The 12872-nt window shown below is 27.4% G+C and carries 14 protein-coding genes; 4 read left to right on the top strand and 10 right to left on the bottom strand.

The features are described from left to right. Window positions 1–80: 80 nt before the first annotated feature. Both JRV97_RS06500 and JRV97_RS06495 read left to right on the top strand, forming a co-directional pair. The gene (locus tag JRV97_RS06500) at window positions 81–1028 is read left to right on the top strand and encodes a transglycosylase SLT domain-containing protein (protein WP_280997351.1); all 948 of its coding nucleotides are present in this window, start codon (window positions 81–83) and stop codon (window positions 1026–1028) included. Between the two features lie 133 nt (window positions 1029–1161). Further along, the gene (locus JRV97_RS06495; protein ID WP_280997350.1) at window positions 1162–2568 is read left to right on the top strand and encodes a diguanylate cyclase; all 1407 of its coding nucleotides are present in this window, start codon (window positions 1162–1164) and stop codon (window positions 2566–2568) included. Window positions 2569–2599: 31 nt separating this feature from the next. Here the strand turns inward: JRV97_RS06495 and rpsO are convergent, their stop codons facing one another. The 10 genes from rpsO to JRV97_RS06445 all read right to left on the bottom strand — a co-directional run bounded on the left by rpsO (window position 2600) and on the right by JRV97_RS06445 (window position 11097). Then, window positions 2600–2875 carry a 30S ribosomal protein S15 gene (gene rpsO, locus JRV97_RS06490; RefSeq protein ID WP_129408695.1) on the bottom strand — a complete coding sequence of 92 codons (276 nt, stop codon included), beginning with the start codon at window positions 2873–2875 and terminating at the stop codon, window positions 2600–2602. Between the two features lie 134 nt (window positions 2876–3009). Continuing rightward, window positions 3010–3894 carry a DUF1385 domain-containing protein gene (locus JRV97_RS06485; RefSeq protein ID WP_280997349.1) on the bottom strand — a complete coding sequence of 295 codons (885 nt, stop codon included), beginning with the start codon at window positions 3892–3894 and terminating at the stop codon, window positions 3010–3012. Further along, window positions 3872–4126, bottom strand: a complete 255-nt coding sequence (locus JRV97_RS06480) for a hypothetical protein (RefSeq protein ID WP_280997348.1) — start codon at window positions 4124–4126, stop codon at window positions 3872–3874. Before JRV97_RS06480 ends, JRV97_RS06485 begins: the two co-directional genes overlap by 23 nt. Window positions 4127–4144: 18 nt before the next feature. Next, window positions 4145–4429, bottom strand: coding sequence for a stage V sporulation protein S (locus tag JRV97_RS06475; RefSeq protein ID WP_280997347.1), 285 nt, complete (start codon window positions 4427–4429; stop codon window positions 4145–4147). Window positions 4430–4562: 133 nt separating this feature from the next. Beyond that, window positions 4563–5723, bottom strand: coding sequence for a 2-oxoacid:acceptor oxidoreductase subunit alpha (locus JRV97_RS06470; protein ID WP_280997346.1), 1161 nt, complete (start codon window positions 5721–5723; stop codon window positions 4563–4565). Continuing rightward, the gene (locus tag JRV97_RS06465) at window positions 5716–5940 is read right to left on the bottom strand and encodes a 4Fe-4S dicluster domain-containing protein (RefSeq protein WP_280997345.1); all 225 of its coding nucleotides are present in this window, start codon (window positions 5938–5940) and stop codon (window positions 5716–5718) included. Before JRV97_RS06465 ends, JRV97_RS06470 begins: the two co-directional genes overlap by 8 nt. A gap of 15 nt (window positions 5941–5955) precedes the next feature. Then, complete coding sequence (locus JRV97_RS06460) at window positions 5956–7095, bottom strand: sodium ion-translocating decarboxylase subunit beta (RefSeq protein WP_280997344.1); 1140 nt, start codon at window positions 7093–7095, stop codon at window positions 5956–5958. 158 nt (window positions 7096–7253) lie between these two features. Then, window positions 7254–8057 carry a type I phosphomannose isomerase catalytic subunit gene (locus JRV97_RS06455; RefSeq protein ID WP_280997343.1) on the bottom strand — a complete coding sequence of 268 codons (804 nt, stop codon included), beginning with the start codon at window positions 8055–8057 and terminating at the stop codon, window positions 7254–7256. Window positions 8058–8067: 10 nt separating this feature from the next. Next, window positions 8068–9510, bottom strand: a complete 1443-nt coding sequence (gene aglA, locus JRV97_RS06450; protein ID WP_280997342.1) for an alpha-glucosidase AglA — start codon at window positions 9508–9510, stop codon at window positions 8068–8070. Between the two features lie 12 nt (window positions 9511–9522). Next, complete coding sequence (locus tag JRV97_RS06445) at window positions 9523–11097, bottom strand: hypothetical protein (protein WP_280997341.1); 1575 nt, start codon at window positions 11095–11097, stop codon at window positions 9523–9525. 201 nt (window positions 11098–11298) lie between these two features. Between JRV97_RS06445 and JRV97_RS06440 the strand changes: the two genes are divergently transcribed. Both JRV97_RS06440 and JRV97_RS06435 read left to right on the top strand, forming a co-directional pair. After that, window positions 11299–11460, top strand: coding sequence for a hypothetical protein (locus tag JRV97_RS06440; protein WP_280997340.1), 162 nt, complete (start codon window positions 11299–11301; stop codon window positions 11458–11460). A 40-nt stretch (window positions 11461–11500) separates the two neighbouring features. Further along, on the top strand, window positions 11501–12868 hold the full coding sequence (locus JRV97_RS06435; protein ID WP_280997339.1) for an HD-GYP domain-containing protein: 1368 nt from the start codon (window positions 11501–11503) through the stop codon (window positions 12866–12868). Window positions 12869–12872 lie beyond the last annotated feature (4 nt).

Here is a 12872-nt window from a genome sequence, read left to right as displayed (position 1 = left end):
TGCAACAATAAATAATTTTGTTTTTTTGTCATAATTGTGATATAATTTTGTAAAGAAATATTTTCAAGGATGTGATTTTTATGTATAAAAAAATTATCTTTTTAATTGTTTTTTTCACTTTTATATTTAGTGTTATTAACGCTCGTACCTTAAAAGAAATCTTAGATTCAGGATATTTAATTATTGGAATAAGAAATATTCCAAGTGATGTTGTTTATCAACCAGATATCCCAAATAAACCAGGATTTTGTTATGAATTAGCTAAAAGCTTTGCTGATTATTTAAATGTCGATATGAAAATAAAAATTGTAAATTATTTTAGTGATTATTGGACAAAAAATGGCAAAAATATGCTAAAAAATAATTTATCTGGTATTCCAGACATTTATAATAGCATTGATATTGTCGCTGATATTATTACTGTAACCGACCAAAGAAAAAAACTCGTTAAAATGATTCCTTTTATAGAAAATGCCGAATTATTTTTTACAAGAAAAAGCGAAAATATAAGTTCATATAATGATTTCAAAGGAAAAAAAATAATAACTGCCGAAACTTATAATTTTTACACAACACTTATAAACGAATTGAATAAAAGGAAACTTCATTATATAATAAACAAAATCAGCATTGATAATGATAAAATTATATTTTTAGAACCTTATAAAAAACCCTCAAAAAACGATGTAGAAATTTTATTAATTCCAGAGGGAATTAAATTTAATAGATATGCTTTTTACTATCAAGTAATATTAAAAAATGCTGATATAAGCATATTAGATTCATTTTCATTTTTTTCTAAAATATTTAACACCTATACTTTTAAAGAGAATCTAAAACCTCTTTTTATTGCTAATAATATTGGTTATTTAGCTTTTTGTACATCACCAAAAACTTTGGAATTAAATGCTGTACTTGGAAATTTTATGTCTTTATTCAAAGAAACAGAAAAATTTAATCTCCTTTTTAAAAAATATATAGGAATAAATTATTATGATTATCTTGATATTTTAAAAAGGACACGATAATATGAAGATTAAAAACAGAATCTTCAAATACATGTTTCTTATAAATTTTATTATTTTAATAATTGCTATCACTATTTCTTTCTCTCTCCGAATTAATCAATTAATCAAATATGAATCAGAAAAGCTATTTTTATTGAATACAATTTTCAAAAGTCATTTGGAAAATCTTTTTTCAAATATACAAAAAACGATGGACGATTTAAATTCAAGTAATGATATTGTATTTATTTTCGATAAAAATTCTCTTATAAAAGATTTTGCAGAAAAAGCCTTAAAAATGGAATTCGAAAATATATTAACTAAAAATAAATATATCAAAGAAATTTTAATTATAAATGAAAACCAACAAATAATTCTAAAATCCGGAAATAATTTATATATACCTTCTATAAACAAAAAATTTTTGTATTATTTTAAAAACAACTGTTATCTTATATTAAAAAGTAGAATTGATTTCAAAGCTGAAAAAAATCTAATTTTTATTTTAAATCTTAATGATATTTTTTATGATTTTTTATCTAACTTAAAATTTGAAAATGCATATAAATTATTAATATCCCAGGATAAGAATTTTTATTTACTTCAAAACCATTCCACAAAAATAATTTCCAGCAATTATCAAAATAAATGTTGTTTCAAATCTATAACTTTTAGCATTAACAATAATATAAATTTAAGCATTTTAGAAGATAAACACATTGTTTTCAAAAATATATATAAGTCTTTAATTTTCTTTATTTTAATATTACTTTTCATTCCATTGTTTACATGGCCAATTGCCCGATATATATCATCAAAAATATCAAATCCATTAATATATATTACTAAAATTATCGGTAATTTTAATTTTAAAAAATTTCAACCAGTAAAAATAAAAAAAGATTTTGATGATGAAATTAAATTACTTGCAACAAAATTTAATTTTATGGGAAGCGAATTAACAAAATACATTAATAATATGGAAAAACTTGTTGCTGAAAGAACAAAAAAAATAGAAGAGCAAAAAAAAGAATTAGAACAATTAAATAAACGTCTTAAAAATATTTCAATAACTGATGCTTTAACTTCTTTATATAATAGAAGATTTTTTAATGAGAGCTTTATTAGCGATTATAAATTCGCATATAGAGAAAAATTATACATTAATTTTGCAATTATAGATATAGACCATTTTAAAAAAATTAATGATAATTACGGACATCTCGCTGGAGATTATTGCTTAAAAGAGTTTGGTAAAATTTTAAAAAAACATTTTCATAGGGACAATGATAAAATTTTTAGATATGGTGGAGAAGAATTTGTGATATATTACCTATCAAAATCGTCAACACCTTTCAAAACTATGCTCGAATCTATACGTAAAGACATTGAAAAAAACGAATTTAAATTTGAAGATAAATTTATAAAATTTACAATAAGTATTGGAGCTATTTCAAAAATTCCTGAAACTAATGATTATAAAAATTTTTTAGAAATAGCTGACAACAATTTATATCAGGCTAAAAATCTTGGAAGAAACAAAATTATTATTTCCTATTAAAAAAAGCCCCCAATATTTGGGAGCTTTTTTATTAACCTCTAATTCCTAATTTTGAAATTAATTCTTTATAAACTTCTGGTCTTTCTTTTTTCAAGTATTTTAACATTTTCCTTCTCTTACCAACCATTTTCATTAATCCTCTTCTTGAGTGAAAATCTTTTGAATGAACTTTTAAGTGTTCAGTTAAGTGTCTAATTCTTGCTGTTAATAATGCAATTTGAACTTCAACTGAACCTGTGTCTTTTTCGTTGATCTTAAATTCTTCAATAACTTTGTTTTTAATTTCTGGATCCAATCCTCTTGACATTCTTCTCTACCTCCATATTCATATTCCTTTAGCCAAGATAAGGTCTTCGCCATTATCTGAGCTAAGGTATTGATATTATAATACATAATTGTTAACGTTCTACTGAGATTATTTAAACTATATATTATAACACATTAATTCTCGACAACTTCTTCTCCATCAAAATCCTCTTTTAATGCATATTTTAAAGATATAATTGCCACTTCTAACTGTTTTTCATCTGGCTCTGACGTTGTTATCTTTTGTAATGCTAAACCAGGCCAGGCTAAAATTTTCCCAAACCATGTATCTATTATTTTTGCAGTAAATCTCTGAAATTCATATGCAAACCCTGCTACTAATGGTAGAAGAATAATTCTTGTAACAACTTTTTCCCATAATGTCGTATACCCTAAAGCTCCTGTTATAGAAAATACTATAATAGAAGCAAATACTGTTATAATCAAAAAACTGGTCCCACATCTTGGATGCAAAGTTGTATATTTTTTAGCATTATGAACAGCTAATTCTTTTCCATCTTCATAATTATAAACAGTTTTGTGCTCTGCACCATGATATTCAAAAACGCGTTTTATATCTTTAAACAATGAAATAACCCATATATATAATATTACAAAAAATGCTCTTACCACACCTTCAATTAATGAAAACCAAAATTCATTTTGTATATTAAATAACTTCGTTAAAAACATTGGTCCCAAGCCAAAACCACCAATTGCAAATAATACCGCTAATAAAATTGAAACTATCATATCCTTTTTCGTAATTTCTTCTTCACCAGAAACATTGGCAGAATACGAAAGTGCTTCCATTCCTATAACCATTGCTTTTAATAAAACAAAAAAACCTCTTATAAAAGGAATTTTTTCCAACCATCCATATGATCCTTCTTTTAATCTTTTAACCTGTATTTTTCCATCATTTCTTCTCACAGCTACAACTGTGTTAATTCCTTTCATCATGACGCCTTCTATTACAGCCTGACCACCTACATATTTAGGCATTTCGTGTTTTTTCATTATTTATCCTCCTCAAAATTTCCTCTGCAACATTACTTTCAGTTATAACAAAATAAAAAGTTAAAGCTTCTTTGTCAACGGTTTTTTCTTTTTTCAAAACCATTGAAGCTTTTCTTCTTATCTTCAATCTATTTTCTTTATTTAACTTAGATATTTCTTCAACTATAGAAAAAAGCCGCGCGTCCTTTATACACGCGGTAACTATTTCATTGATGATTTTATCATCTATCACTTAGAAAATTCTCCTTGTTTAGGCTTCTGCTTCTTCTTCAGTTATTTCAGCAAATACCCTAAATTTAATTCCTGTTCTCTTTTCTTCTCCTACTGTTACTTCAACAAATCCAGGAACTACAAAAAGTTTTTTACCACGAGTTTCAACGAATCTTCTTGCAATAGCAATAGCTTTTACCGCCTGGTTCACTGCCCCCGCCCCTATTGCTTGTATCTCCACTTCATCTGTTTTGCTTAAAACACCTGCTATAGCTCCAGCTACTTTGTTTGGTGATGAAGAATGTCCAACTTTCAAAACTTCCATGGATAGTTCAACCCCCTTTATATCGTTTTCTAAGTTTAATTTTACCATAAATCTCTTATTTTTTCAAATAATTCCAAAAATTTTATTTTTCACTATCATTAATTAATAAAAAGCCGCTTTTAGCGGCTTTTTATTAAAATTCTATTATTCTTCTCCAAACTGCAGTTATTGAATTTAAAATTTCTCTTGGACTTATCAAATCTCCATCCACTTTATTTACTAATTCAAGATGTTTTCCAAATTTATTAATTCTTGAAATTTCCAATGCCATTTGTCCTAAATTCATTTCTGCTATTATTACTGCTTGAGATTTCTTTAAAATATTTTTCATTTTAGAAACAGGAAATGGCCATATTGAAATTGGTTTAAATAATCCAACAGGAATTCTATCTTCCCTTGCCATTTTTACTGCTTTCATTGCACTTCTAGCTACAGTTCCATATGCAACAACTATTATTTCCGCATCATCAGTCATATATTCATCATATATTGCAATTTCTTCAGCATATAATCTAATTTTAGAATCAAGATGTTTTATTACTTTATCTGCAACTTGAGTTGACCCCACAGGGAACCCTGTTTCATCATGAACCAATCCTGAAACATGAAATCTTGCTTTTCCCATTTCAATTAACGGATTGACTGGATAATTTTCATCCTGAAAGCCAAATGGATGGAACAAATCCTCCTCTTCAATTGCTGCTTCTGTCAACCTTTCTATTATTTCTGGATTTTCATCTTCATCACTTAAGTAAAAACTTTCTCTCATATGCCCTAATGTTTCATCCATAATTAAAACAACTGGAGTTCTATATGTTTCAGCATAATTAAATGCTTTTATTGTATATTTATAAGCTTCTTCAACTGTAGATGGATATAATGCAATAATCTGTTGGTCACCGTGTCTTCCCCATCTTATTTGCATTAAATCACCTTGAGAAGGTTTAGTTGGCAATCCTGTACTTGGACCTCCCCTCATTACATCTACAAAAACACACGGAGTTTCAGTCATAGTAGCATATCCAAGAGCTTCTTGCATCAAACTAAAACCCGGACCACTTGTTGCTGTCATAGATTTAACTCCAGCTAATGAAGCTCCAATTATAGCAGCAGCACTTGCTATTTCATCCTCCATTTGTATAAACTTTCCACCAACTTTTGGTAATTCTCTTGCCATAACTTCAGCAACTTCTGTTGAAGGTGTTATTGGATATCCTGCAAAAAATCTACATCCTGCTTTTATTGCAGCTAAAGCAACAGCTTCATTTCCCTGCATAAATACTATTCTACCCATTATTTTCAACCACCTTTTCTACCTCTTCAACGTTTATCGCAATGTCAGGACATAACCTTTCACACATTAAACAACCTATACACTTAGAAGAATCTGTAACTATTGGTTTTCCTAACTCTGCTTCACCCAATGCTTTTGTAGGACAAACGTTGTAACATATACCACAATTCTTACAAAAAGAATAATTAATTTCTATACGATAACTTTTTTTAGCCATATATCTTCCACCTCGTTATGAAAGTATTGATAAAAATACACCTGCTGCTACCGCAGAACCTATAACTCCTGCAACATTTGGACCCATTGCATGCATTAAAATAAAATTACTTGGATCTTCTGATTGGGCTACTGTTTGTGCAACCCTTGCAGAATCTGGAACAGCAGATACTCCTGCTGCACCTATTAGTGGATTTATTTTATCTTTAGAAAATAAATTCATTAATTTAGCAAATAAAATACCAGAAGTCATAGCGATTATAAAGGCTACAGCACCTAAGGCAAATATCTTTAAACTTTGTGGTTTCAAGAATATATCTGCTCTAGCAGTACTACCAACTGAAAGCATTAATAATATTGTCACCGAATCCAAAATAAACCTTGAAGCTGCTTCTGCAAGTCTTTTAGTAACTCCAGATTCTTTTAATAAATTACCAAGCATCAATAATCCAACCAGTGAAATAGCTTTAGGAACTAATAAAGCAACTACAATAGTTGTAGCAATAGGAAATATTATCTTCTCTTTTTTACTTACATGTCTCATTCTTTTCATTCTTATTTTTCTTTCTTCTTTCGAAGTCAAGAGCCTTGATACTGGTGGCTGTAAAATCGGTATAAGAGCTATATATGAATATGCTGCTATTGCAATAATCGCCAATAATTGCGGAGAAAATTTTGAAGCCAAATAAATGGATGTAGGACCATCCGCACCACCAATAATCGCAATAGAAGCTGCACTATGTATATCAAATCCCATTAAATTTGCCACAATAAATGTTCCAAAAATCCCAACCTGTGCTGCTGCACCTAAAAAAATCAGTCTTGGATCAGCTATTAAATATGAAAAATCTGTTATCGCACCAATACCTAAAAAGATCAATGGTGGATAAACACCTAAAAACATTCCTCTTTGAATGTACCACAATAATCCACCCACCTGATTTGCTGTTGGAGGATTCAATAAACCCGTTACTTCTGGAGGAATATTAGCTAAAATAATTCCAAATCCAATAGGGATTAAAAGCAAGGGTTCTGCGTGCTTAACTATTGCCACATAAATCAAAAGAGATCCTATAACAATCATAAGAAGGTTTTGCCATGTAAAATATGCGAAACCACTATTAGCAAAAAAAGCTAAGAAATTTGAAAAATCCATTTTTTATCCTCCTTGCAAGTTTTTTCAAAGTAATTATAAAACTTTATTGAAAATAATTCAAGCAACATATTGGCTAATTATATTAAAATAAAGTAAAAAAAGTAAGGCCTTAACGCCTTACTTTATATCTAATCGCTCTTAGTCAATGATTTTTAAATTTAAAGAAAAAATAACAATCCATCTTCTTTCACTTCAAATTCTAAACCTTTTGGTATAACGTATGTTTTAAAATCTTTTAACGATACATATATACCGAACCCTTTTATTTTTTCATTAGAAACCCTTTTTATATTAAAATATTGAGTTTTGAATTCTTTAGGTGAATTCACTATAACAAATGGGCAATCTTTTAAAACTTTTTTACCTTTTTCTATATGAATTTCTCTTGGCCTTCCCCAATCATATAATCTATATGTTAAATTCGATGTTTGTTGTATTTCTAATAACATTGAATTCGGTCCTAATGTATGCACAACTCCTGCTGGTATAAATAATAAATCATCTTTTTTTAAAGTTATTGGTTTAAATATTTTATCCCAATTTTGTTTTTCAATTGATTTTATATTTTCTTCAACATCATTAGAAATAAATATTTCGTTTGATTCATTTAGAAAATACCATGCTTCTGTTTTACCCCAGGGTTCATTTTCCAATTCTTTTGCAAATTTATCATCTGGATGTACCTGAATAGAAAGCCATTGAGTTGTTGATATTAATTTTAATAATAATGGCATTCTTGGAAAGTCTTTCCCCATTAATTCTTTTATCATATCTGAGGGATTCCCGTATTTCTTTCCGCTATTTATACCTATAAGTTCTGTCTCATAATTTTCAACGCCTGAAAATAACCATACTTCTCCTATTTTATTCATATTTTCTTTTTCAAATAGTTTATTCAGTTTCTCATCTCCCCAAACTTTTTCAACAAAAATAGGGGATGATTCTAATATTTCATCAATCACTTTTTTCACCTCATTTCAAATAGTGTTTTTTCATATTTTTATTTTCAGGTAATTCCATTAATTCTCTTAAAACATTTTTCACCTGTTCATATGAAGTTGTTCTTCTATCCCTTATCAAAAATTCCTCAAGAAGTTTTATATCCCCAGTTAAAAAGGCTTCTAATGCCATTTCCATTCTTATCATTCTTGGATATAAATAATATTTAATAATTCTTTTATTTAATTTTGGATATATTTCTTCTGGATGTATTCCATTTTTATCTACCATTACAGGAACTTCAACCGCAACATCGCCAGGAATTTCATTAATTATACCGGAATTCATTATATTCAATACCAATTTTGTTTTTTTGTCATTCACTATTGCGTTTATAAATGGAATATGTTGTTCTCCACTTAATTGAGCTGGATTTAATATTTTTCTCATTTCTTCTTCAAAATGCCCTTCTAATCTGTTACCAACCAATGCCAACTCAAATATTTCAGATAATTTCTTATTCTTATTCTCCAATACAAGTTTTGCAAAATCTTTAATAATTTTTGTAACTTCTAAAAGCATGTTTTGATACCATTTCCATCCTATCTCAGAATCTGCACCTCCCCATGGTTCTCCATACCACTTTTTCTTTTCTTCCAGATTATAATGATATTTCCATGAACTATTTCTAACAGTATCTCCAATAGGAAACATTCCATAAAACTTATACATATCTATAGCAGCTGGACTTAATTGATCATTAAATGGATCCCTTGGTTTAAATTCTTTATTCTCATTTTCCTTTATCCATCGATCAATTAAAGGATATGCATCTTCTCCATTATATTCAAATCTGTTTAACCATATTGCATGATTAAAACCAGCTACCTGCCAATTTACATTTTCATTTTTTAATCCAAGTTTTTCAAAAATATCCATAGCTCCATAATGTCCATGACAAACACCTATCATTTTAATTGGAACTTCTCTTGAAATTAATGTTGTAATCTCAAAAACAGGGTTTGCACCTTGAATCAACCATGCATTTGGTGATAATTTTTCTATTAATTTTGCAACGTTAAATGCAAAATTAAGTTGATTGAAATTTGATATAGTATAATAATCAGAAACCATATTGAATTCTTGCGCATCTATTCCTCTATAATACCCATATTTTTCACCTATTGCTCTTGCTTTTTCAAGATAATTATGTCCACCAACCATTGCTGTATTAATAACAAAATCTGAATCTTTTATTGTTTCTTCTAAATCGGTTGTTTTTTCAAACTTTATATCAGAACCAAATTCATCTACAATCTTACTTGCTAACAAATGAACGGCATTTAGCCTTTCTTCATCTATATCCATTAAACTAATAACACTACCAGCTAATTCTGGCGTTTTACATATATCCGCTACCAGTCTCATAGAAAAAACTGCACTACCTGCTCCTATAATACCTATTTTCACACCCATTTTCATGCCCCCTTAAAATTTATTCAATATATTAAGCAATTTTCTTCTATCTGAACCTTTTTCATAATACCAATATGCCAGAGATACTGGCATTTTTTTTAATGAAAACTTTTCTGTAAAACTTCTTAAAAATTCAGGTAATTCTATTCTAATATTCCACTTTATATCATACCTTGAATAATTTCTAATAAACTCATCCATTATTTGCCTTTCTTTTTTATTCAATTCAAAATATTTAGTTAAAAATTCCTCATATTTTGATCTTTTCATTTTTTCAAAAAAATGATTTACCAGATTTTTCCTTGAATTTAAAAATTCATTCCCTTTAACCATTTCTATTATAAACCATTTTATATAAAAATCATCGTAGAATTCTAAATTTTTTAGTTGTATTAAATTCATTTTAGGTTTATAAACACAGGCAATATATGAATTAACAAATATTTTTTTTCTTTCTTCAAAACTCATTTTTTCTAATTTTTCTATACTTTCTCTAAAAGATTTTTCCATATATATTTTTCCATATTCATTAATAATAGCTTCTGGCGAATTAATATCGGGAACTATATTTAATCCTAAAATTATTTTCTTTAATGTATCTCCTTTAATTTCTTTAACTTTTCCGTTTAAAATTGCCGAAAGACTTTTACGAGAAATATTAACCTTTTTGGATGTTTCAGATAGATTGGTAATATAGTTTTTTAAATAATCTCTCAATTCTTCTGTATTTTCATATGTGGATTTTTCACTCATAATAAACTTTCTTAAAATATTAAACATTGATTTGTAATTTTCTTTAGAATTCCTTTTTCCCTTTTCTGGTAATTTTTCCCAATAATGATTAACAATAGGTGCATATGAATATAAACTTTCTATATTCTCTTTATTAATCTCAAAAAATGTGTCAAATAAACCAAAATGATTTTCGTTATTTTCAAAATAATATCCCATATAATACATTAATTTCTTTGACAGTTTTCTTGACTTTTCCAAATCAAAATCTTTTAAATACCATGACCAATCATTCAAAGAATTTATCAATCCTATTCTATGTGGAATTGTTTTTGATAATTCATATGATTTTTTAAAATATTCCCATGCTTTTTTATAATCTTTTTCTTTTATTTTTTTTCTTGCTTTACCTAAAGTAATAAACACTTCAGTAGATGGATCTAATTCATATTCTTTACTCCATATTCTGGTATTTTCATTCCAATTCATTATATTTTCAATATTTATCAAAATAGATGATACTATTTTTCTTGATTTTTTAGGAATATATTTAAAATTTTCTTTTAAATATGTATATAATTCTTTTGATATTTCATATTCTTTCATATAAAATAAATAAGATAATTTTTTTGCTAATAATAGATATTCTAGGGTTTTAGGTTTTTTATGTTGTAATCCTTTCTCAATTTCCATTAATGATTTATTTCTTTTATTTTTCCAGCTATATTCTAAACTTTTAAATAGATGATACCATCCATCATGTTTTGTTTCTAATAACATTAAATTTAGAAACGGCTTTGCAAAAGAGCCATATGTTGATAAAATTTCAAAAATTGCTTGATTTTTGTTCTGCATACTTCAACACCTCTTTTTTGTTATTATACTATATTTTTATACAAATGGGAAGTTATATATAGAAAAACGCAAATGTTACAATATAGCATATTTTTATAGATATCAAATATGCTTATAATAAGGTTTAACGAAAGCGGTAAACTTGAAAGTCATATAGAATCGTGTATAATATAATTGAAAATATGAAAGGAGCGTGAAACTATGAAAAAAATTACAAAAACAATCGTTATTTTAACCTTCTTATTTACAATATTGTTTTCATCAATTACTTTTGCTGATCCTAATGTAGGAGGACTTGATTCAACCGAAATAACTCAAAATGCTGTTGTGTTCACATTAAACACTTTTGATATAAATCAATAAGGGGAGTCATTTCCCCTTTTTTTTAAAGGTTGGTGGATTAATGAAAAGAGTTGCACTATTAGTCATGACAATTCTGTTAGTCATAATAACATATGGTGATGTTAAAAATAATAATAGCACAGGTATCAATAGTGCTACTTTATTTGTGGTTTTATCTGTTTTTACCGTTATTTCAATACTTCTCACTCTTATAATAGATAGAAAAACTTTAAAAAAAAGATATTTAGAGAAAGAAAAAGAATTAAAACACCTTAATGATGAACTTGAAGAAGCCAATAAAGAGCTGGAATCATCTTACAATAAAATAGAAAAATTAAATTCTTCAATTTTAAAAACTTTAGAGTTATCTTCTTTTTTTGCAGCACCAAAATTAATGGAAAAAGACTTTGAAAAAAAAGTTTTAGAATTAGCACTTGAAATAATAGAACCAGCTGAAAATGGTTCTATTTATTTATTTGATGAAAAAGACAATGCAAAAATGGTTTTCGCAAAAGGTTATAACTACCAAAAAATCAATGAATTAAATCTAAAAAAGAGTGAATTAATCATTCCTGAAAAAGCTAAAATAGTAAAAAATATTCATGAAATCAATAGAACAAAAATGCCATTAGATAAGTTTAAAGAATTCGAACTACTTGGTGGTGATCTAAAAGAAACCCTTATAGCTCCAATAACATTTAATGACGAATTATTTGGAATTATAACATTGGATATTTTAAATAATGATCATATAAATAAATTTGAAGACTACCACACAAAAATAATGGACTATTTCGGAAAAACCTTTGCTGGTTTTCTGAAAATGCTAAAATTTATAAAACAAGAAGGAAAATTCCATAAAGATATTGCTTTAACTCTTGTAAAGGCTTTAGAATATTACGATAATTATACCAGAGGGCATTCTGAAAGAGTTGCAACATGGGCTTCATTGATTGCAGAAAAAATGAATTTTGATAAACAAAAAATAGAGCAGATATATTGGGCAGGAATTTTACATGATATTGGAAAAATATTTGTTCCTCAGGTTATATTAAATAAAACAGGAAAATTAACCAATGAAGAATTTGAAAAAATAAAACTTCACCCTGTTAAAGGCGAGGAATTAATAAATAAAGTAGATGAAATGAAATATATATCCAAAATAATACGTCACCATCATGAAAGGTATGATGGAAAAGGATACCCTGATGGATTAAAAGGTGAAGAAATACCAATTGAATCTAGAATATTAGCTGTTGTTGATAGTTTTGATGCAATGATTAGCGAAAGACCTTACAAGCAACCTCTTACCAAAGAAGAAGCTATAATGGAGTTAAAGAGGATGTCTATGAAACAATTTGATGGAAATGTTGTTAGTATTTTTGCTGATATCATAGTTAATCAAAATGATAAAAACAATAAGCATTAAGCAT

The sequence above is a fragment of the Marinitoga aeolica genome (assembly GCF_029910535.1).
Taxonomy (GTDB): Bacteria; Thermotogota; Thermotogae; order Petrotogales; family Petrotogaceae; genus Marinitoga; species Marinitoga aeolica.
This window is presented reverse-complemented; position numbering and strand designations above follow the sequence as displayed.

Bases quoted from the DNA above. Each gene is read 5' to 3' on its own strand.
- JRV97_RS06500 (WP_280997351.1), top strand. From the start codon at position 81: ATGTATAAAAAAATTATCTTTTTAATTGTTTTTTTCACTTTTATATTT.
- rpsO (WP_129408695.1), bottom strand. From the start codon at position 2,875: ATGTCAAGAGGATTGGATCCAGAAATTAAAAACAAAGTTATTGAAGAA.
- JRV97_RS06485 (WP_280997349.1), bottom strand. From the start codon at position 3,894: ATGAAAAAACACGAAATGCCTAAATATGTAGGTGGTCAGGCTGTAATA.
- JRV97_RS06475 (WP_280997347.1), bottom strand. From the start codon at position 4,429: ATGGAAGTTTTGAAAGTTGGACATTCTTCATCACCAAACAAAGTAGCT.
- JRV97_RS06470 (WP_280997346.1), bottom strand. From the start codon at position 5,723: ATGGGTAGAATAGTATTTATGCAGGGAAATGAAGCTGTTGCTTTAGCT.
- JRV97_RS06465 (WP_280997345.1), bottom strand. From the start codon at position 5,940: ATGGCTAAAAAAAGTTATCGTATAGAAATTAATTATTCTTTTTGTAAG.
- JRV97_RS06460 (WP_280997344.1), bottom strand. From the start codon at position 7,095: ATGGATTTTTCAAATTTCTTAGCTTTTTTTGCTAATAGTGGTTTCGCA.
- aglA (WP_280997342.1), bottom strand. From the start codon at position 9,510: ATGGGTGTGAAAATAGGTATTATAGGAGCAGGTAGTGCAGTTTTTTCT.
- JRV97_RS06445 (WP_280997341.1), bottom strand. From the start codon at position 11,097: ATGCAGAACAAAAATCAAGCAATTTTTGAAATTTTATCAACATATGGC.
- JRV97_RS06440 (WP_280997340.1), top strand. From the start codon at position 11,299: ATGAAAAAAATTACAAAAACAATCGTTATTTTAACCTTCTTATTTACA.
- JRV97_RS06435 (WP_280997339.1), top strand. From the start codon at position 11,501: ATGAAAAGAGTTGCACTATTAGTCATGACAATTCTGTTAGTCATAATA.